The 20,527-nt window shown below is 41.9% G+C and carries 18 protein-coding genes; 12 read left to right on the top strand and 6 right to left on the bottom strand.

All coding sequences use genetic code 11. The features are described from left to right. The first annotated feature begins 220 nt into the window (after window positions 1–220). A complete protein-coding gene (mdh, locus tag Q0688_RS18225; RefSeq protein WP_299080305.1) occupies window positions 221–1,156 on the top strand; it encodes a malate dehydrogenase in 936 nt (311 codons plus the stop codon). Window positions 1,157–1,254: 98 nt separating this feature from the next. On the opposite strand, the gene Q0688_RS18220 is transcribed toward mdh, so the two are convergent. Together Q0688_RS18220 and Q0688_RS18215 are read right to left on the bottom strand one after the other, a co-directional pair. Next, on the bottom strand, window positions 1,255–1,875 hold the full coding sequence (locus Q0688_RS18220) for a DUF2726 domain-containing protein (protein WP_299080303.1): 621 nt from the start codon (window positions 1,873–1,875) through the stop codon (window positions 1,255–1,257). A gap of 100 nt (window positions 1,876–1,975) precedes the next feature. Then, the gene (locus tag Q0688_RS18215) at window positions 1,976–3,025 is read right to left on the bottom strand and encodes a hypothetical protein (RefSeq protein WP_299080300.1); all 1,050 of its coding nucleotides are present in this window, start codon (window positions 3,023–3,025) and stop codon (window positions 1,976–1,978) included. Window positions 3,026–3,120: 95 nt separating this feature from the next. Between Q0688_RS18215 and Q0688_RS18210 the strand changes: the two genes are divergently transcribed. The 8 genes from Q0688_RS18210 (at window position 3,121) to Q0688_RS18175 (ending at window position 10,429) form a co-directional block, all read left to right on the top strand. After that, entirely contained in the window at window positions 3,121–3,663 is a 543-nt protein-coding gene (locus Q0688_RS18210) for a DUF2937 family protein (RefSeq protein WP_299080297.1), read from the top strand. A 51-nt stretch (window positions 3,664–3,714) separates the two neighbouring features. Then, window positions 3,715–4,371, top strand: coding sequence for a DsbA family oxidoreductase (locus tag Q0688_RS18205; RefSeq protein WP_299080294.1), 657 nt, complete (start codon window positions 3,715–3,717; stop codon window positions 4,369–4,371). A gap of 121 nt (window positions 4,372–4,492) precedes the next feature. Then, window positions 4,493–5,023 (top strand): sigma-70 family RNA polymerase sigma factor, encoded by a 531-nt coding sequence (locus tag Q0688_RS18200; RefSeq protein WP_299080292.1) that lies wholly within the window; start codon window positions 4,493–4,495, stop codon window positions 5,021–5,023. Beyond that, entirely contained in the window at window positions 5,020–5,718 is a 699-nt protein-coding gene (locus tag Q0688_RS18195) for an anti-sigma factor (protein WP_299080289.1), read from the top strand. Before Q0688_RS18200 ends, Q0688_RS18195 begins: the two co-directional genes overlap by 4 nt. Window positions 5,719–5,995: 277 nt before the next feature. Continuing rightward, a complete protein-coding gene (locus Q0688_RS18190) occupies window positions 5,996–7,582 on the top strand; it encodes a DUF4331 domain-containing protein (RefSeq protein ID WP_299080287.1) in 1,587 nt (528 codons plus the stop codon). 10 nt (window positions 7,583–7,592) lie between these two features. Next, window positions 7,593–8,105, top strand: a complete 513-nt coding sequence (locus Q0688_RS18185) for an Ig-like domain-containing protein (RefSeq protein WP_299080284.1) — start codon at window positions 7,593–7,595, stop codon at window positions 8,103–8,105. 85 nt (window positions 8,106–8,190) lie between these two features. After that, complete coding sequence (locus Q0688_RS18180; protein ID WP_299080281.1) at window positions 8,191–9,300, top strand: hypothetical protein; 1,110 nt, start codon at window positions 8,191–8,193, stop codon at window positions 9,298–9,300. Window position 9,301: 1 nt separating this feature from the next. Next, window positions 9,302–10,429 (top strand): HupE/UreJ family protein, encoded by a 1,128-nt coding sequence (locus tag Q0688_RS18175; RefSeq protein ID WP_299080278.1) that lies wholly within the window; start codon window positions 9,302–9,304, stop codon window positions 10,427–10,429. A 45-nt stretch (window positions 10,430–10,474) separates the two neighbouring features. On the opposite strand, the gene Q0688_RS18170 is transcribed toward Q0688_RS18175, so the two are convergent. Continuing rightward, on the bottom strand, window positions 10,475–12,646 hold the full coding sequence (locus Q0688_RS18170; RefSeq protein WP_299080276.1) for a M3 family metallopeptidase: 2,172 nt from the start codon (window positions 12,644–12,646) through the stop codon (window positions 10,475–10,477). A gap of 232 nt (window positions 12,647–12,878) precedes the next feature. Here Q0688_RS18170 and Q0688_RS18165 point away from each other — a divergent pair, with 232 nt between their 5' ends. After that, window positions 12,879–13,448, top strand: a complete 570-nt coding sequence (locus Q0688_RS18165) for a hypothetical protein (protein WP_299080273.1) — start codon at window positions 12,879–12,881, stop codon at window positions 13,446–13,448. 15 nt (window positions 13,449–13,463) lie between these two features. Here Q0688_RS18165 and Q0688_RS18160 read toward each other — a convergent pair whose 3' ends face one another. From Q0688_RS18160 to thpR, 3 genes are all read right to left on the bottom strand, one after another. Beyond that, entirely contained in the window at window positions 13,464–14,066 is a 603-nt protein-coding gene (locus Q0688_RS18160) for a histidine phosphatase family protein (RefSeq protein ID WP_299080270.1), read from the bottom strand. Beyond that, complete coding sequence (gene purU / locus Q0688_RS18155) at window positions 14,066–14,920, bottom strand: formyltetrahydrofolate deformylase (protein WP_299080267.1); 855 nt, start codon at window positions 14,918–14,920, stop codon at window positions 14,066–14,068. Before purU ends, Q0688_RS18160 begins: the two co-directional genes overlap by 1 nt. Window positions 14,921–15,030: 110 nt before the next feature. After that, complete coding sequence (gene thpR / locus Q0688_RS18150; protein ID WP_299080264.1) at window positions 15,031–15,555, bottom strand: RNA 2',3'-cyclic phosphodiesterase; 525 nt, start codon at window positions 15,553–15,555, stop codon at window positions 15,031–15,033. Window positions 15,556–15,631: 76 nt separating this feature from the next. On the opposite strand from thpR, the gene hrpB reads away from it, so the two are divergent. Both hrpB and mrcB read left to right on the top strand, forming a co-directional pair. After that, window positions 15,632–18,103: an ATP-dependent helicase HrpB gene (gene hrpB, locus Q0688_RS18145; RefSeq protein WP_299080262.1), complete on the top strand. Its 2,472-nt coding sequence runs from the start codon at window positions 15,632–15,634 to the stop codon at window positions 18,101–18,103. Continuing rightward, window positions 18,100–20,463, top strand: coding sequence for a penicillin-binding protein 1B (mrcB, locus tag Q0688_RS18140; protein ID WP_299080259.1), 2,364 nt, complete (start codon window positions 18,100–18,102; stop codon window positions 20,461–20,463). The genes hrpB and mrcB overlap by 4 nt, the downstream gene beginning before the upstream one ends. Window positions 20,464–20,527 lie beyond the last annotated feature (64 nt).

Here is a 20,527-nt window from a genome sequence, read left to right as displayed (position 1 = left end):
TATTTTTTGGAGTTCATAACTGTATTTTGCCGTATTGCTAAGGTTTAAGCAATTTGCTGTCGTAGTGTGCTAACGAATATATGATAAAACACAGCCGCCTATTAAATCTAACAAGACCCGCGTATAATCCTGCGGTCTAAATTTTTAACCAAGACTTTTATTTTAAAAACCATGTTAGCTTTGAGTATTGCAAAGCTGAAGCTTTTCACAGGAGAGAATCATGAAAATAGCCGTATTAGGTGCAGCCGGTGGTATCGGCCAAGCGTTATCTTTATTGTTAAAAACTCAACTGCCAGCTGGCACTGAGTTGTCTTTGTATGACGTTGCTCCAGTGGTTCCAGGCGTAGCGGTAGATTTAAGCCACATCCCAACTGATGTAAAAGTACAAGGCTATGGAAAAGATGATTTAGCTGATGCCTTACAGGGGTGTGACATTGTATTGATACCAGCTGGCGTACCTCGTAAGCCAGGTATGGATCGCTCTGATTTATTCAATATCAATGCCGGTATTGTTAGAAACTTAGTAGATGCTATTGCAGATAACTGTCCAGAAGCCTGCACTTGTGTAATCACCAATCCAGTCAACACTACTGTGGCTATTGCTGCAGAAGCGTTAAAAGCCAAAGGTGTGTATAACAAAAATAAATTATTTGGTGTAACCACTCTAGATGTTATTAGAAGCGAAACCTTTGTAGGTAACCTTAAAGGGTTAAATCCAGCCAATGTACATGTTCCGGTAATTGGCGGACATTCTGGTACCACTATTTTGCCTTTATTATCACAAGTTAAAGGTGTTGAGTTCACAGACGAAGAAGTAGCCAGTCTAACTAAACGTATCCAAAATGCTGGTACTGAAGTAGTTGAAGCTAAAGCCGGTGGCGGTTCTGCTACCTTGTCTATGGGTCAAGCCGCAGCTCGCTTTTGCTTATCTTTAGTGGATGCAATGCGTGGTGAAAACGTAGTGGAGTACACTTACGTTGAAACTAACAGCGACGACGCAGCGTTTTTTGCTCATCCAGTGCGTTTAGGTAAAAACGGTGTAGAAGAAATTTTATCTTACGGCGAGCTAAGTGAGTTTGAAGAAAATGCTAAAAACGCAATGTTAGACGGCCTACGTGGAGACATCGCCATTGGTGTTGAGTTTGTAAAAGGTTAGTTTTTACTGAAGTATAAGTTTTTTAACTATTTAAAAAGCCTCTTGGAGTTTTCTCAAAGAGGCTTTTTTGTGTTTGCATATGTTGTGTGGGATTAGAACTAAGCCGCTGCAACGGGTCGACTGGGTACCGTTTTATTGGTTTGAATGGGTCGAGTGGGCTTATTTTGTCTAGCGAGATCGGCCACTAGTCTAGCGCCACTTTTAGGTAAAGGAGCTTCTAACTTTTTTAACCTAGACTTAGGTAATTTAGCTTGAATACACTCTCTAATATCTTGTGCTTTGTAGCCAGAACGTACTTTGATCCTAACGTGGGGAATATGTGCGGCATCAAGAGCACCACTCACAAAGAAATCACGTTGACTCTTATAACCATCTTTGCCGCTGCTGTGTACTAAATCGATGGCAACAATAGGCGCCATGTCTTCTTTAGAGCAAAGCACAAAGTCAAGATGTCTACTACCCGCACGGGTGGCCGCACTTTTACTGGTTTTTTTATCTGCATTTTGGCGAATGGCCAATATATCGCTCATTTTTACACGGCATAAGATGCGAAATTCTTTTCCAACCGCCTCTTCTATCAGCTCTAAAAACGTGCGTTCAACTGGCGTAAATAAGTTGCCTTTCTTTTTAAAAGGAAACGCTAAACTTGGTTCATACAGTTTCATTGCGCCTACAGCGACAATGATCAGTAACATCATTAATACAATTGCTAGTTCCATGGTGTCTCCAAAAGCCAATGTCAGAAAATTGACTAGGTATTAGTCTTTCCTGTGTACAAGCAAAAAAAGTGCCAATGGAGGAGGGTGTGAGGTTTAAATTTTAGCCTGCAGATTTTATTAAGACGTCAACTTGGCTACCTTGACCATCTTTGGATATCACAATAATTTTTTGCCCACTAGAATATTGCAATACAATACGGCCTTTAAGAACATTTTCGTGGTCAGCTTGTCCAAGTTGATTGATATAAAAATCTTTAGCGTCTTGGGGCGCGCTAATGGAAAAATACGACATGCTTGCGGGTAATTGTTCCGCAAATAATTGGCAGTATTTGGCATTAGGGTAAATGGGTAATGCATAAAAATTTTCTTGACAAGTAGCACCTCTGACTCCTAAGCTTTTAGAGGGCTTGGAGGCGAATTCAGATCTATCTTCGACAGCTGTTTCGGTTATTTCCACAGGGGTTTCAGACTCCTGAACGAGCGTGTCATCAGTAGCTTCGGCAATCTCCACAGCGGTTTCAGACTCTTGTTCGAGCGTGTCATCAGTAGCTTCGGCAATCTCCACAGCGGTTTCAGACTCTTGTTCGAGCGTGTCATCGCTAGCTTCGGTAATTTCCACAGCGGTTTCAGACTCTTGTTCGAGCGTGTCATCGCTAGCTTCGGCAATTTCCACAGCGGTTTCAGGCTCTTGTTCGAGCGTGTCATCGCTAGCTTCGGCAATTTCCACAGCGGTTTCAGGCTCTTGTTCGAGCGTGTCATCGTTAGCTTCGGCAATTTCCACAGTGGTTTCAGGCTCTTGAGCAAGCGTGTCAGCAGTAGTTTCTACACTCTCTATAGGCGTTTCAGACTCTTGTTCGGGGCTACTATCATCGATAGTTTCGCTAGTCTCCAAAACTATTTCTGGTGCTACTTCTGGTGTCTCAGTGCTGCTTGTTTCGGTAGTTTCTAAGGCGGTTTCTGCTGTGTCTATTGCCGGTTTTATGGCTTGTGGAGCTAGATTTGAGTTGCTTGACTTAGCGGTTTGTTTTTCTGCCACCTTTGAAGGCATTTGCTCCAAGGAAACATCTTCGACTTCATAGTCTTGGGCATGTAATGAGGCGCTTGCTATCGCAACCACTAAGATTGAACTTTTCAACTTAAAATTTAACAAACACATATCCTCAGCACATAACTTTTGTTTACTATAGAAGTTCATCAACTTGGCAGCAAGCCTATTCAAGGTTTAAAAGGTATGGGTGGCTGCTTATGAGTATAAAAATGATAAAGCTTTGTAACGATTACTTAAGGATCATTTTGTTTTGTGGCGGTTTACTAATAGGTATTCAGATCCCTGCTGTGGTAGATCAATATGCAAAACGCATTGACGCACATCTCACAGAGGCGCTAGAAGTTTATATCGGTTTTCAACAAACTGCCGAGCGTTATTTTGGAGGTAACATTGAAGAGCTCATCGATCATTATGAGAACAGCGATGATCTTGTGTTTCAAAACGATGCGGCTAATATTTTGTTTATTTCAAATCGCGTGGCCCACCTAAAATCTGAGGCGGCAGCCCTTAATGGGTCGTCTGCACTGAGAAGAACAGTGCATACCTTGTTTTTTCATGACAACAAGGTGTTTCAACAAACACTTGAACAATACAGTTACATGATACTTATCGATCCTCAGGCTTTGATATGGGGGTTGAGCAGCGGTTTATTCATCGCCAGTTTTTTTGATTTATTTTTTTATTTTATTGCCTATTTGTTTAGGCTAAGAAAACATCATAAAGCGCAGCTGACAAGCTGATTCAGTAACTCATTTAAAGCCCTTATTGGGCCTAATCAATCACGGAAAATCATGACTACTCATTTAAATATCGACATCGTATCCGACGTATCTTGTCCTTGGTGCATTATCGGCTATCAGGCACTAAACCAAGCGCTATCTAATTTAGCAGCAGAAATCCACGGAGATATTCGTTGGCAGCCTTTTGAGCTTAATCCTCAAATGCCTAAAGAAGGTCAGGAGATTACCGAGCATCTCACCCAAAAATATGGCATCACTGAGCAGCAAGCCGAGCAGAATCGTGCGGCCATAAAAGAGCGTGGCTTATCTGTAGGTTATGAGTTTGGCAATCGAGGTGGTGGCCGAATTTATAATACATTTGATGCACACCGCTTATTACATTGGGCATATGAGTCTGGTAAACAAACCGAGTTGAAATTAGCCTTGTTTGATTTGTATTTTCAGCAAAGTGGTAATCCAAGTGATCATCAGCAACTAATGGCAGTTGTTGAACGTGTTGGGTTAGACAGATTACAAGCCAAAGAAATTCTAGACTCAGATAAATTTGCCGCAGAAGTTCGCGTGAAGCAACAGCATTATCAAGCGGCGGGTGTTACTGCTGTACCAGCGGTAATAATTAACAATAAACATTTGATAAGCGGTGGACAACCCACGGAAGTTTTTGAACAGGCTTTAACGCAAATTGCAGCTGAAGAGCAAAACCTTTAGGTCAGCTAGGTCAATTAATTATCAAAGAAATTGATTTAGAATGCTTGACTGCATCCAAAATTGAAACTGAATCGTTTTAATTGCTAAGATGGCAATATCAAACTCGATTTAGGCAGATTTAATGGACAACAATGAAAACTTAAAATTGCTTGGAAAAGTGGCCGCAGGAGACAGACGTGCATTTGAGCAGTTGTATGCGGCAACTAGCGGTCAACTATTTGCGGTTAGTTTAAAAATATTAGGAAGAAAAGATCGAGCTGAAGATGTGTTACAGGATGCGTTTATACGTATTTGGCACAACGCCGGGGAGTTTACTCCTGGCAGAGGAACAGTATTAACTTGGATGATCAGCATAGTTCGCTACCGAGCCTTTGATCTGATCCGTTATCACAAAGTGCGCGGCGAAGATGGCACCGAAAGTACAGAGTTTTCCGCAGAGGACGATCTTCAAGAGTTACCGCAGCAACAAAAAAATAAATTAGAATTTTGCCTTAAAGAGCTAGAGTCTCAACAACAACAAGCCATTCATTTGGCTTTTTTTCGTGGCTTGACCCACAAAGAAGTCACGCGGCATACAAACAACCCATTAGGTACCACAAAAAGCCTAATTAGACGCGCAATGCAATCACTTAAGAGGTGTCTTGGACTATGAATTACCTCAAACCAGAACTGCAACATGCTTTAGCTGCTGAGTACGTGTTAGGCACGTTAAGAGGGCAAGCAAGAGTTCGCTTTCAAAAATTACAGTTGCTTTATCCTGAATTAAAACAGGTGACGCACCTATGGGAAAATCACATCAATAGTTTAGGAGAGCAATTGAAACCTGTTTCTCCAGACCCATTAGTGTGGGAAAAGGTCGTGGCGAGACTAGATGGTGTGTCTGATCTATCGAAAGCCTCCAATGTGATCAGTCTAAAACAAAAAGCCAATTGGTGGCGTAATGTCACTGTATTTGCTGCCGCCGCCTCAATATTGTTGGCAGTGCTATTGTTAAACCCTCAGAGCCCTCCCGTCTATTCGCCTTCGAGTTTAACAGTGGTACAAAATACCCAAAATAAACCGCTTTGGTTGATTGAAGTGTTTAGTCAAACACTTGATATCAAAACAACTGAATTGGTAGAGGTAAAAGCAAAAAATGATTATGAATTGTGGATGGTACCGAGTAATGGACAAGCACCAATTTCTTTAGGTTTATTGCCACAACAAGGGCGTGCAACCTTAGCAAAAATTGCCCAATTTGACTCTATGGATATTGACGCCTTAGCAGTGAGTATAGAACCATTAGGCGGTTCACCCACAGGCGCTCCTTCAGAGGTGCTTTATGTTTCGGAATTGGTATTGTTATAAATCATAGCAACTAAAACAGCTCCCAAGTAACAAGCCTTTTACTTAACCGGTAAAAGGCTTTTTTGTGTTTCAGCCAAGGTCAGCAGCCCAAGTCATTAGTAGGGAAATATACTGATAGTTCAGGCGCAAAACTTAGCCGTCATCTCAAAAATATTAATTATTTTCAAAATAATTAATATTTCTTGCATCCAAATCTCTTTGTGACTCGTTAGTACTAATGACAGTTAGATAAATCCTAACGCGAGTTAGATAAATCAAATAAAGAGAAGGTTATATTATGCAACATTCTAAACTTACAAAACTAGCTACAACTATTTGTGGAGTGCTTGTTGCTGGAGCAGTCAATGCATCCAGTCACAGAGAAGCGCCCAACATCACCAGACTACCTACATTAGATTCAACCGATTTTTATGCTTTTAACAGTTACGAGGCAGGTCGAGAGGATTATGTGACGCTAATAGCAAATTATATCCCTTTGCAAGATGCTTATGGTGGTCCAAATTATTTTGCTATGGATCCTGCAGCGGTATACAGCATTCATATTGATAATGATGGTGATGCTATAGAAGATCTTACTTTTCAATTTGAATTTGAGTCTATGCTGCCAAACAGTAATGAAGGCGTAGCATTGATGATAGGTCCAGAAGGAGATCAACGTAGTGTAAAAGTACCATTAAAGAATATTGGTGGTATTACTGCAGCGAATCAAAGCGCAGCCAATTTTAGCGAAAGTTATACACTCACTTTAGTTTCTGGCGCTCAGGGTACAGGTACCAGCACCCCATTGAGCAATAGTATGTCAGACACTTTTGGAAAACCCCTCGATTATATCGGCAATAAAACGTTTACAAATGGCAATACGTACGAGGAATATGCCAATAGTTTCATTTACAACTTTGCTATCCCCGGATGTGAAGGTATGGGAAAAGTGTTTGTTGGTCAGCGTAAAGACCCTTTTGTGGTCAACTTAGGCAAAACCTTTGACTTGGTTAATTATGTTCCCGTTGAAGGCGATAGTGTGCCAGGCAATGGAGACGGAAATGGTTTTCCTGGTGGGATCACGCAACACAGTATGAACGATGACTTAGGTGATAAAAACGTAACAGCTATAGCGGTTGAAGTGCCAAAAGCTTGTGTTATAGGTGATGGTAACGGCTCGATTGGAGCCTGGACCACAGCAAGTTTACCCCAGGCTAGGATCTTGAACCCCAATGCTAGTTTCGCCAATACCGAAGTTAATGGTGGTGCGCTGACGCAAGTATCGCGTTTAGGTAGTCCGTTAGTGAACGAATTAGTGATTGGCTTATCAGATAAAGATAAATTTTCTAGCGCTCACCCTAAAGATGACGGCCAGTTTGCGAATTATGTAACACACCCATCATTACCAGAGCTACTGAACATTCTGTTTAAAGATGCGGTTAATACCACTTTAGGCACTGAAATCCCGACTCTAGCGCCGACTAACTTCCCAAGAGTGGATTTAGTAACGGCTTTCTTAACTGGGTTTGAAGGTGTAAATCAACTCGCTACTGTCACCCCATCAGAAATGTTGCGTTTAAATACTGGGATCCCTGCAACGGCTGCTGCCGAACAATCTGCTTTTGGTGTCGCTGGTGATGATTTAGCTGGGTTTCCAAATGGACGTCGCCCTGGTGATGACGTGGTAGATATCGCACTTCGTGTGGTAATGGGGCGTTTGTGTTATCCCATTCCAGTAGCTGGAACTAACACTGACTTGGGCTTATGTGCACCAGAAGATGCCAGTGTAGGGAACGTTCCTTTTACTGACGGTGCGCCATCAGATGCGACTATGATGATGAGTCGTTTCCCTTATCTTGCCATGCCTATTGCAGGTTCTGAATAAGGAGCATTTTATGCAATTTACTAAAATCAATCTCTATTTAGCAGTAACAACAAGTCTGTTGTTTACCGGCTGCAACTCTGGTGACGACCATGCTGATGAAATGATGCCCATGAACTCAGCACCTGTTGCACTGTCGGTCGACTTAATTACGCAAGCCGATATAGCAATTGTTGATATGCTTTCGGCAACAGATGCAGACGGTGATCCCTTAAGTTACTCAGTCGCGACACAGCCTACTATGGGTATGTTGACTATTGATAGTAATGGGCAATTTACCTATCAACCCAACGGGACTGTGACCGGTTCTGATAGTTTTAGTTTTACAGTATCCGATAATGCCTTTGGTACAGATACCGCTGTTGTAAATATCACTATCGAAAAACAAGTATTAGGCTATGAAAGCTATAGTCGTAAGGTGTTTGATCAAAATAAGACTGACACACCTTTACCGATTAATGGTCGAGAGTTTATTCAAGATGTGAATAATCCCAATGCCTATGATGACTTGTTGAATAATCAGTAGTCCACTTAGACTCAGGAAGAGACCAAAAATCTAGTATTTAGATTTTTCTTTGGCCACGGATGGCTTTTTTAATGGGTAATAATATATGTTGCAAAACCTTAGAAACTTCCAATTTTTGACATTCTTCAAACGTGCCATATTCGGTTTAGGTGTGATGTTTTCAAGCCACCAATTATGCATGGCTGAGGTGTATCAGCCTTCAAATAATCAAGTCGTTGCAAATTGGGATATTAACCAGTCATTAAAAAATGCCCAAGTCAGTTTAGAAAATGTCGAATGGCATTTACGACAATCCCAGTATGTTGGTTTATCTAATCTACATCTGCGCCAAGCCAGTAATATGCTCTCTAAGTTATCTGAAGCTGACAAAAACAAGCCTGAATATTGGTACTACAGCGCAAGAATTCTTGAACACCAACATCAATTTTCTGACGCTTTGATTGCCTTAGAAAAAGCAATTGAGCAAGATCAAAAATTTATTTCTGCATGGTTAATGAAATCAAATGTTCATTTACTCATGGGCCAAAACAGCTATGCCAAATCATCCTGTTTACAATTAGTTGGTGTTGCAAATGTTGATATCGCTTTAGCGTGTTTGTTGCAAACAGCATTGGGTTTAGAAAAAACATTAGAAGCATACGAGAAATTTAAACCCGTGGTTGAAAGGCTTCAACATGATTTCGAAAATATTGATGCGAGTAATTTGTGGTTAGTCCAATTAGCGGCTGATATGGCTACGCAGTTATCGTTAGTTCAAGAATCTGCAAAATGGATGAATACCTATCCATTAGAAAAAACCCCGATAAGTTATATGAGTCAGTGGGCTGATACTCAAATTGCATTGGGTAAATATGAAGTTGTTTTAAGGTACTTAGGGCAGATAGTTCAACAATCTGGCTATCAAGATGATGCATTATTAATGCGATTGGCTATGGCTGAAGTTGCACTAGAAAACAAAGGTTTAAACTTAGAAACAAAATCTGAAAAATGGCAAATAGCAGCAAAAAGTCGAGTGACTTTGAGATTGCAACGCAACGATAGCTATCACGCCGCCGATTTATCACGATACTTTTTATATATTGAGCCGAATTACAAACAAGCTTTATATTGGGCTCAGCAGAATATTACCCAAAGTCAATCTCATGAAGACCACGCTTTATTGACTGCGGCTAAAGCAATGGCAAAGGAAGGGTAATATGTTAGCGCGTATTTTTTGGTTACTTTTATTCGCAAGTTTCAGCTTCTCACTTCACGCCCATCAAATGAGTACCGGTTACTTAAATTTGGATCTTTCCGCTTCCCAAGAGCAGGGAGTGCAAGGTCAATTGCAATTACGTTGGTTTGACATAAACAGCCAAGTTCAACTCGATAAGAACTTAGATGGCAATTTACAATGGCAAGAGGTTAAGAGTCGAGAGACACAACTTATGCAATTTATTAGCAACCATCTAAAAATCGAAGTAAATCAACAACTATGTACTTTGATAACGTCAGATGAATTAAGATCTGATTATCACTTTGATGAAGGGTATATGTCGTATTCTTTTGTGACTAGCTGCAAAATCAAAGTGATAGATGAACTAGTGGTGCGTTATTCAGCTTTGTTTGCGCAAGATCCAGAACACAAGCTCATTATTAATTTGAATGGAACAGGCGACGACATGTTAGGGATAGGCAATACTGTGGTATCTGCTGATCAACAAGTTGTTGCTATAGATATTAAAAATAGTGGCTGGCTCAGCGTAATGGGTAATTATATCTATCAAGGTATTGTGCATATTTTTATTGGTACAGATCATATTTTGTTTCTTATTGTACTCGTTCTGACAAGTGTCCTGATATACAAAAATGGTAAATGGATAGCTAAGTTAAACAATAGCTTGGTAATTAGAGACACCATTTGGATTATCACTGCTTTTACTCTGGCGCATTCGTTAACCCTCACTGCTACAGCGCTTGGTTGGTTAGCGCCTTCAAGCCGTTGGGTCGAGTTTGGCATAGCGATTTCTATCGTCTTAACATCCATAAATAATGTGTGGCCAGTGATAACGCGATTAAGTTGGGTTACATTTGGTTTTGGGCTATTACACGGAATGGGTTTCGCTAGTGTGCTTGGTGAATTAGGATTGAGCCAAGAATATACCTTACTGTCTATTTTGGCATTCAATTTAGGTGTTGAAGTAGGGCAAATATTGATTTTGTTAGCGGTACTACCGATTCTATTTTTATGTAGAAGTCAAAAGTGGTATCCAAATTATGGGTTAAAAATATGCTCAATTCTAATCGGCTTGGTTGCCATTAATTGGTCATTACAACGTTTCTAAATAAATGAAGCGCCAAATCGGCGCTTCATTGAAAACGTTTAAAATTTATTTAATCGGAAAACCTCTGTCTCGCATTAGTGCTTCGACTTTAGCATCACGTCCGCGGAATAAACGATAAGCATCGGCTGGATCCATGGCATTTCTAATGGAAAACAAATGGTCAACCAGCTTTTTACTCACGTCTTTGTCATAAAAACCACCAGGGGCTTCAGAAAAAGCTTCTGCTGCATCAGAGGTTAATACTTCTGCCCACATATAACCATAATAACCAGTGGCATATCCCTCACTTGAAAACACATGACCAAATTGGGTGCTGCGATGACGCATCACCACTTCTTCTGGCATGCCTAACGCAGTCAGTTGTTCTTTTTCAAAGGCTTGGGGTTCAATTTTAGCAGGAACAGTGGTGTGGTATAACAAATCCATTATGGCTGATGCCATATATTCAGTGGTTTTAAAACCTTCATTGAACGTCGCCGCTTTTTTGATTTTAGCCACTAACTCAGCAGGAATTGGTTCACCGGTTTTGTAATGTACTAAGTAATTATTGATCACTTCGTCAGTGGTTAACCAGCGCTCTAATAATTGAGATTGGAATTCAGTGTAATCCCGTACCCCAGAATGAGATGTTGGATATGCCACTGTAGCCGACAAAAAGTGCAAGGCATGGCCAAACTCGTGGAAGTAGGTTTCTGCATCGTCCCAAGATATTAAAGTTGGTTGGCCTTCCGAGCCTTTAACAAAGTTAGAGTTATTCGAAGACAACACAGTCTTTTTGCCATCAAAAGTGGTGTGACTGCGATAGGTGGTTGCCCATGCACCGGAACGTTTACCTTTACGGCCAAAGGGGTCTAAATACCAAAGTCCAATATGCTCACCCGAGGTTTTGTCGGTCACTTCCCATACCTTCACATCTTCATGAAAAACAGGCACTGAACCTTCTGGCACTGCTGCAAAATCAAAGTTAAATAAACGTCCGGCCACGTAAAACATGGCTTCACGTAATTTATCTAGTTGTAGGTATTGTTTGACTTCATCAGAATCTAGGGCGTATTTAGCTTTACGCACTTTTTCGGCGTAATAACGATAATCCCAAGGCGCAATTTTAATGTCAGCGCCTTCTGCATCAGCTATAGCTTGCATATCAGCCACTTCTTCGTCTACGCGAGCAATAGCTGCTGGCCACACTTTTTTCATAAGTGCCATGGCGTTTTCTGGGTTTTTGGCCATACGGTCTTCTAAGCGCCATTGGGAGTAATTGTCGTAACCAAGCAAGGCTACACGCTCATCTCGCAAGGTTAGGATCTTTTTAATGAGTTCATTATTGTCGAACTCGTCTCCGTTATTAGCGCGACTGTAATAGGTTTTCCATACTTTTTCTCGTAACGCTCGTTCGTCAGAGTAAGTTAAAAATGGATCCATTGAAGAGCGTGAATTGGTAATGGCAAATTGCCCTTCTTTTCCCAGACCTTTTGCTGCGTTTGCAGCATTAGAAATCAAAGATTCAGAAAGACCTGAAAGTTGTTCTTTATTAAGATACAAAACGTAGTTTTCTTCATCTGCCAATACGTTATTGGCAAATTGTGTTTGTAACCCTGCTACTTCTTGATTAATCGCGGCATAACGGGCTTTTGCTTCACCTTCAAGAGTAGCGCCGTTACGAGCAAAGCCATTATAGGTCAAAGCAGTAACACGTTGTTCCTCGCTGCTTAGATTAGCTAGCTCGTCACTTTCATAAACCGCTTTAACTCTTGCGAATAGTTGCTCATTACCAGTAATACTCGAATTGAATGCAGAAATTTTTGGCACCATTTCTTTTTGGATCTCACGAAATTCGGCACTGTTTTTATTGGAGCTCCAAATGCCCCAATATCTGAATACCCTGCTTAAATCACTACCAGATTTTTCTAAAGCGACTATGGTATTTTGAAAGTTGGCTGGCTGAGGGTTGTTCACAATGGCATCAATTTCCGCCAATTTTATAGCCATAGCCTTTTCTAACGCAGGCTTTAGATCGGCTAAATTCATTTTATCAAATGCAGGTACACCACCGTATGGGCCTGTAAATTCTGCTAATAAAGGATTTTGTTGGGTTGTTTTGGTTGCTGTATCTGACTTGGCTTGGGTTGCTTGACTCTGAGTAGATGGCGCTTCACTACAGGCACTTAATGCAACTATCACCGCACTACTTAATAGCGTTGCTAGTTTGGTATTCATGTTTTTCCTACTAATATCTTTTAGTTTTAATTGATTTCGTTAGAACGAGTCTAACGATACCGCGAGTTTAATAACCTCACGTCAAAGTACAAGTGACTTCTGCTGTATATTTTTAGGCGTTGTAAGATTATTTGGGTATTGCTTGGTATACATCGTTAATATTCACGATACGGTATTTCACTGTGAGTTGGTTAAAGTGTATTCATCTTGAATTCTAAGTTGAGTGTCTGCAATGAGGTCAATTTTACTAGCCACATGTTTAATGGTTTCTAGCCATTGTGCTGCTAGAACTGATGCATTAGCGGCCACCTTGGATTGGTTGCAGTCTTGGTCACCTCAGAATATCGAATTTAAAATGGTCAAGTCGGCCATTAAATTTAGTGGTTGCAAGCAAAAAGAATACTTAGCTGCAATGAACCAACCATTATCTGAAAATCTAGTGCTTGAAATGGGGTTGGGTTATGCCAAAGGTGCACATTCATGGGGTGTTTTCAATCAACGCATCTCAGTAAAAGAATTGTCTATTATTCCAAGATATCAACTAAGTCATAACTTAAGTGTTGGTTTTGGCGTTATTTCGCAATCACAAACTGAATTTAAAACCAGTCAAGGATTTGAATTCAACTTGCCTAGCAATACACAATGGTTAATAAAAAGTCGCACCGATGGATTTGCTAAGAATCACTATTGGGAACTGACAGCTTCGAGTCAAAAATGGAGTGTTTCTGATAACTTAGGTGGAATATTTGAAAACGGTGTCAGAGATAGCAAAATTGCACTTAACTACTCAGGGTATTTCTAAGTCTTTGATTCTGATCTAAACAGCCGCACCTTGGACATTAGCTTGTACGAGATGATTGGCATCACATAACCTTAAAACCGTCTTTTTGTCTTTACCACAGACTTCGGTAATACAAGTATTTTGAAAATCCGAAAGCGATTTAATGCTGTTAGCAACGATAAGATGTTGTCTTATTAATTCACGTAAAACTAAGCCATGGGTCATGACAACTAGGTTTCCTGGAGTTTGTTGGTAGGTATCTAAAATACATTCCCAAGCCAAGTTAACGCGTGTTAAAAATTGCTGAGGGCTTTCGCCATTGGGTGGGGAGTATCCGTCCTCAAAAATATCTGCGCCAATCTCATTGTATGCTTTACCACGTAAGTCGCCGAAATCTCTTTCTCTTAGCAAAGGCTGCAAACTAAAGGTTGGTTGGCCAACTGATTTAAGCGGAGCCGCTGTTTGTTGAGTGCGTAAGTAGTCGCTACATATGATTGCATCAATGGCGATATACTTAAAACTTGCCGCCAGTTGTATCGCTTGTTGTTGCCCTATATCCGAAAGTGGTGTTTCTGGCACTTGTACAATGCGATCTCTATTGCCGTTTGTTTGACCATGGCGAATAAGAAAAATCGACACTAGGCAAATACCACGGTTTTGTTCTTGTGAATAATCACTCGGTCTTCTAAATGGTACCGAACGCCATTAGCGAGCGCGGTTTTTTCACAGTTTTTACCTTTGCGCACCATATCAGCAGAGGTATCACTGTGGCTTATGCGCATTACTTCTTGCTCAATAATCGGCCCTTCATCCAAGTCGCTGGTAACATAGTGGCAGGTGGCACCAATCAGCTTAACTCCACGATTGTATGCTTGTAGATAGGGTTTAGCACCGGCAAATGACGGCAAAAAACTATGGTGAATATTAATCGCTTTACCTGCCAATTTTTTACAAAGATGGTCAGGGATTATTTGCATAAACCTAGCCAGTACGGTTAAGTCAGCTTGATAGGCTTCGATAAGTTTTTCTACTTCTGCAAACGCTTGCTCTTTAGGTTGCTCTTTAAAATCTACCCAATGAAACGGGATATTGTGCCAATCGGCAAATTGTTTCATTTGCGGGTGGTTGGCAATAATACAAGGAATATCACAGTGCAATTCGCCACTGTGCCAGCGATGTAAAATATCCATCAAACAATGGGATTCATGGCTGGCCAGCAACACCACTTTTTGTTTTTGGTGTGAATCAGCAATTTTCCAATTCATCTTAAACTTTGTCGCTATTGGTTCAAAAGCCTGCTTGACGCTGTTAATACTCATTGCGATGGACTCGGCTTTGATTTCGTGGCGCATAAAAAAACGCCCCGTTTGCTGATCGGTATGATGGTTCGCTTCAACAATAGTGGCATTCTGCTCAGCTAAAAATTGACTCACGGCTGCGACTAATCCCACTTGGTCTGGACAGTCTATAACTAATCTAAATGTCTGCTGCATGATCTATAAAACCTTCATTTCCTTTATTACACATTGTTACCCGCTAAGCCATTCAGGGTAAAGAACAAAAATAGCTATATCAGAATTAACTCAGGCGAGCCATCACCAACTCAACCAGATTGGCATATTGACCAAGAGTGGCGGATTGGGTAAGTCACCCCTTGCTTGCCAGATACAGACTCGTACAGGTGAAACTCGGTATTATGCCAAGAAAATTGAGGTTCGATTAAGGCCGCTGGTGGATTGACTGTGCATTTTCTGGCAAGGGTAAGGTGGGCAATGTATTCTCTTTGGGTAAGCTGTAAGCCCGCCATTTTGCAACTGTGAGTGATGTGGGTCACTAACTGTTGATGAGCAGGGTGAGTGTGATGACTGCCTAGCCACAGCGCTTTGGGTTTTGCCCAATAACCCACATGGTTCAAAGACACATCGAATGCCTGCACCTCTGGCATTGCATCAACATTTTCGCACAATGCATCGAGTTGCGTAGGTGATACTTGCCCCAAAAATGCTAAGGTTACATGAAAGTTGGCCCCCGGTACTGGGGCGGCAAAATCGGGAAACGCCTTGCTGCGCCATGCTTCAATTTCAAGTGTGGTCTTAATGTCGGGAGATAAACCAAAAAATGCCCGCATGCTGCTACCTCTTATGTTTGTTATCATCTCAATTTGAACCACCCTTTATTGCTAATCAAACCCTAAGAGATGTCATTTGTTGCCCGTTGAACATATTCTACCGCCATTACATCAGCAGCTCATTAGCGGCGACGCCATAGTTGTTGCCCCTCCGGGTGCGGGAAAGTCCACTTGTTTGCCTTTATCTTTGCTAAAACTCGATGTGTTCAAAGATAAAAAGATCATGCTACTACAGCCACGACGGATCGCAGTGCGCAGTATAGCCCGTTACTTAGCCAGTCAACTAGGTGAACCGGTTGGGCAAACCATAGGCTATCGCATAAGAAGTGAGGTAAAAGTAAGTACTCACACAAGGCTTGAGATAGTCACCGAAGGCATTCTAACTCGCATGTTGCAAAACCAACCGGAACTGCCAGATGTGGGTTTAATCATTTTTGATGAATTTCATGAGCGCAGTGTGCATGCCGATTTTTCACTGGCATTGTGCTTGGAAGTACAGCAAGCCCTGCGGGAAGATTTACGTTTATTAGTGATGTCGGCCACCCTTGATGTCACTGGATTAAGTGCATTATTGCCTCAGGCCAAGTTACTGGAGTCTCAAGGTAAAAGTTACCCTGTGGACATTGTTTATCAAAACGATAACGCATCTTTACCTTTGTTTGAAAAAATTAGCCGGCTAGTGATACAGGTGTTTCCACGGCATAAGCACGACTGCTTAGTGTTTTTACCCGGTGCCGCCGACATTAACAAAGCGGCGCAGCGTTTGAGTCAACATTTTTTAGCTGAAGTTGAGGTGTTGCAGTTGTTTTCTGAGTTATCGAAAACTGAGCAACAACGGGCTTTGATGCCACATCCACAGGGCAAGCGCAAAATTGTACTAGCCACCAATATCGCCGAAACCAGTTTAACTATAGAAGGGATTGAAGTGGTGATTGATAGCGGTATTGAGAAAAAAGCGATTTATCAACTAAATCGTGGTATCACCCATCTGCAAAGCCAAAAAATATCTCAGGCGTCGGCTACCCAGCGAGCGGGTCGAGCGGGGCGTTTAACCGCAGGTACTTGCTATCGCCTTTGGAGTCAAGAGCAGCACAGTCGTTTAGCAAAACAAAGTGCTAGTGAAATCATGCACAGTGATATGAGCAGTTTTATTTTGGAAAGTGCAGTGTGGGGCAGCAACGTGAGTGAACTGGCCTTGTTGGATTACCCTACTGCAGCGCAGTTGTCTCAGGGCTATGGGCTGTTAATGCAACTTGGTCTAATGGATGATAATAAAAAACTCACCGCTTTAGGGCACAAGGCGCACGGTTTAGGCTGTCACCCTAGTCTTGCGGTGATGTTACTAAAAAGTGCGCAATTGAGCCCCGAGCATTTAAGTTTGGCATGCGCCATTGCTGCTCTTGTAGAAAATAAGGATCCCTTGAGTGCAAGCAGTAGAAACACACATGGCGCGAGTCTATCTGCTAGATTACATTTTTTGCTACAACAGAAAAATCACTTTATTTGGCAAACTATCCGCCAGTGGCACGGTAAGTTGCAATGTCGCCTATTACCTTGGCCTATCGAAGATACTGCTATTTTAGTTGGTTTTGCCTATCCACAATGGCTGGCCAAGCAGCGAAAAGATGAACGCTATCAGTTGGCTAATGGCAGTGGCGCGGTATTGTTCCAAGATGATGAGTTAACAACTCAACCTTGGTTGGCGATTGCCACAATGCAAACCAGCGACAAGCAGCAAGATAATGCCCAAATTCGTTATGCCGACTCTTTAACGGCGGCGCAGCTTGAACAATATTTCCATGATTTATTGCAGAAAAAAGAACGGGTCAGTTGGGATGAGTCCCATCAGAGAATTGTCTCAGAGATACAAACAACCTTAGGCAGTATTGTACTGCATAAACAGGCCAGTAAGCGTCCTTCTCAGCAACATATTTTGGGTATATGGCAAGACATTATTCACGACAAAGGGATCCAAAGTATTCCATTTAACGATGAGACCCAGCAATATATTTATCGCGTAACAATGGCGGCGCGTTTTTCAAACACTGCAACTATGCCTGATTTCACTGAATCTGGGTTGCTGAAATCAATTGATCGCTGGTTACTGCCTTACCTTGTAGATGTTGTAACATGGCAGCAGTTTTCTCAGTGTGATTTTTTACAACAACTTTCGAGTGAGCTGGACTATGCACAACAGCAAAGCTTAAATCAGCTATTACCTAAACGTTTAGCTTTACCTAGTGGTAGAAGTGCACAACTGCAATACACCGCGGACAATAAGGTGGTGTTGTCGGTGCGTATGCAGGAGCTATACAGTTTGCAGTCCCATCCTAGTGTTGCACATCAAATTCCTATTACGGTTGAGCTATTATCACCCGCAGGGCGGCCTATACAAACTACGCAAGATTTACCTAGATTTTGGCAAGGTAGTTATAAAGAAGTACAAAAAGAAATGAAAGGCCGTTATCCTCGTCATTATTGGCCAGATGATCCCGCTAATGCCCAAGCAACAACGCGCACTAAAAAACGAATGAGCAGTAAATCATGAGTAAAACCCCCGCAGGTAAACGAAAAACCATCAAAGCTAAAACCAAAAGCCCTGCTGTAAAGCCGTCAATTTGGAAGCGCCTCAATCCATTTCGTTGGCTTTGGCGCAACTGGGGGAAGTTACTGGTAATTTTTATCTTAGTGTTTGGGTCTTATGCCGTTTATCTTGATGCGCAAATTAGCAAAAAGTTTGCCGGCAATAAGTGGCAGGTGCCAGCACAAATATTCGCGCGTCCCTTGTATTTGCATTTAAAGCAAGAAATAACTATCAAGGAAATTGAAGAAGAGTTGCAACTGCTAGGTTATCGCAGGGTGACTCACGCTGATAGTTCTGGTGAATACCAAGTGTTGAGCAAACGTATTCGCATCCAACGCCGCAAATTTGAGTTTGCTCATGGCACCGAAGATTTAAGGCATATTGAAATAACCCTAAAAAATCAACGCATTAGTCAAATTAGAGACCTAACATCTGATTATGATATCGACAATATTTACCTCGAACCTTGGCTGGTGACGCGGTTAGTCAGTAGTGTCCGTGAAGATCGTATGCTGCTGCGAATTGAGGACGTTCCTGCCATTTTGACCCAAGCATTGGTGGCCGTTGAAGACCAAGACTTTTATCAGCATTTTGGCGTGGCACCGCTTTCTATTTTGCGGGCCTTAATAGCGAATATCTCTGCGGGGCGAACTGTGCAGGGCGGCAGTACCTTAACGCAGCAACTGGTTAAAAACCTCTTTTTAACCAGAGAAAAATCACTAGTGCGTAAGGCAAAAGAAGCGGCCATGGCGCTGATAATCGAATTTAGGTATAGCAAGGATGTGATCTTAGAAGCTTACTTGAACGAAGTGTTTTTAGGCCAAAATGGCGACACAGGGGTGTATGGCTTTGGTTTGGCGAGTTATTTCTATTTCGACCGCCCCTTGAACGAACTCAATATCGACGAAATTGCCACTTTAGTTGGCATTATCAAAGGCCCTTCCTATTACAATCCCAGACGCCATCCTAAACGAGTAACAGCAAGGCGAAATATAGTATTGCGCTTGATGTTTGAAAGCAATCTGTTGACCCCTAACGAATACCAAGACTTAGTGGCCTTGCCAATTAAACTCGCCACAGGTGCCAGCCTTAGAAAAGACAAGCATCCAGCCTTTATGGATCAAGTGCGGCGGGAACTTCGTTTGGTGTTAGATAATCCTGATATTCGTGAATCTGGGTTAAGAGTGTTTACCACCTTAGACTCAAACGCACAGGTAAAGGCCGAGCGGGCTGTGGTGCAAGGGTTGGCTAAGCAAGAAAAGCGTTTAGGTAAAGATGGCTTTGAAGCCGCTTTGTTAGTGACTGATATCGATTCAGGGGAAATTCGTTCAATTGTAGGTGGCCGAAATGTCGATTACGCTGGTTTTAATAGAGCCCTTGATGCGAAACGCTCGATTGGATCTTTGATCAAACCTGCTATCTATTTGACTGCACTTGAACAGGCCGCTGAGTATAACTTAGCAACTCACCTCACTGATAAGCCCATAAAACTGAAAAGTACTTACGGCAAAATGTGGGAGCCGCAAAATTCCGATAAAAAATTTCGTGGTCAGGTACCACTAGTGACCGCTTTGAGTCGATCTCTGAACGTGCCTACTGTCACCTTAGGCATGAATTTAGGTTTAGCAAATATTGCCGATACAATCTGGCGTTTAGGAGTAGAAGAAGAACTTGAACTGTACCCAGCTCTTACCTTAGGTGCCGTAAACTTTTCACCACTGCAAGTGAACCAGATGTATCAAACTATTGCAAACAACGGTCGCTTTATACCTCTGCATTCAATTACGGCCATCATGTCGCCTGACAATGACTTACTATGGCACTTCGATGTAGTAGCCGAACAGCGCGTAAATGAGCAAGCCACCTATTTGCTGAATTACGCTCTACACAAAGTTACCCTAGAAGGCACGGCTAAGGCCGTAAAAGCAAAGTTCCCCAATATCAACATGGCAGGTAAAACCGGTACAACTGATGACTATCGCGATAGCTGGTTTTCGGGCTTTGACAAAAACATGCTAGTCACCAGCTGGATAGGTAAAGACAACAACCAACCTGTTAACCTAAGCGGCGCAAGCGGTGCAATGCAATTATTTATTGGCTATCAACAACAACAGCAGCCGAAATCACTGGTAAGACGTTTCCCCAGTGGTTTAGGGATCGCTCATTTTGACAAGGCTACCGGTAGATTAAGTAAAGCGGGATGTATCGATACTTATAGTGTTCCTGCCATAACCGCTGCTTTACCTCCTACACCTAAAAAGTGTTTTGGTGATTCTAGAGTGCCAGAAAAGCCGAAAAGCTGGTGGCAAAAAATTTTCGGATAGACAAAGAATACAAAAATTGAAATCCCTAAACTTTCAGTCAATCAGGTGATTTTTTGTCCATTCC

It is taken from the genome of uncultured Paraglaciecola sp., from assembly GCF_937123705.1.
Classification (GTDB): Bacteria; Pseudomonadota; Gammaproteobacteria; order Enterobacterales; family Alteromonadaceae; genus Paraglaciecola.
Note: the sequence above shows the minus strand (reverse complement) of the source record. Positions and strands in the feature narration are given on the sequence as shown.

Coding starts and splice junctions, on each gene's coding strand:
- mrcB (WP_299080259.1), top strand. CDS start 18,100: ATGAGTAAAACCCCCGCAGGTAAACGAAAAACCATCAAAGCTAAAACC.
- Q0688_RS18190 (WP_299080287.1), top strand. CDS start 5,996: ATGCAACATTCTAAACTTACAAAACTAGCTACAACTATTTGTGGAGTG.
- thpR (WP_299080264.1), bottom strand. CDS start 15,555: ATGCGGGCATTTTTTGGTTTATCTCCCGACATTAAGACCACACTTGAA.
- Q0688_RS18165 (WP_299080273.1), top strand. CDS start 12,879: ATGAGGTCAATTTTACTAGCCACATGTTTAATGGTTTCTAGCCATTGT.
- Q0688_RS18205 (WP_299080294.1), top strand. CDS start 3,715: ATGACTACTCATTTAAATATCGACATCGTATCCGACGTATCTTGTCCT.
- Q0688_RS18220 (WP_299080303.1), bottom strand. CDS start 1,875: ATGGAACTAGCAATTGTATTAATGATGTTACTGATCATTGTCGCTGTA.
- Q0688_RS18185 (WP_299080284.1), top strand. CDS start 7,593: ATGCAATTTACTAAAATCAATCTCTATTTAGCAGTAACAACAAGTCTG.
- Q0688_RS18175 (WP_299080278.1), top strand. CDS start 9,302: ATGTTAGCGCGTATTTTTTGGTTACTTTTATTCGCAAGTTTCAGCTTC.
- mdh (WP_299080305.1), top strand. CDS start 221: ATGAAAATAGCCGTATTAGGTGCAGCCGGTGGTATCGGCCAAGCGTTA.
- purU (WP_299080267.1), bottom strand. CDS start 14,920: ATGCAGCAGACATTTAGATTAGTTATAGACTGTCCAGACCAAGTGGGA.
- Q0688_RS18180 (WP_299080281.1), top strand. CDS start 8,191: ATGTTGCAAAACCTTAGAAACTTCCAATTTTTGACATTCTTCAAACGT.
- Q0688_RS18200 (WP_299080292.1), top strand. CDS start 4,493: ATGGACAACAATGAAAACTTAAAATTGCTTGGAAAAGTGGCCGCAGGA.
- Q0688_RS18170 (WP_299080276.1), bottom strand. CDS start 12,646: ATGAATACCAAACTAGCAACGCTATTAAGTAGTGCGGTGATAGTTGCA.
- Q0688_RS18210 (WP_299080297.1), top strand. CDS start 3,121: ATGAGTATAAAAATGATAAAGCTTTGTAACGATTACTTAAGGATCATT.
- Q0688_RS18195 (WP_299080289.1), top strand. CDS start 5,020: ATGAATTACCTCAAACCAGAACTGCAACATGCTTTAGCTGCTGAGTAC.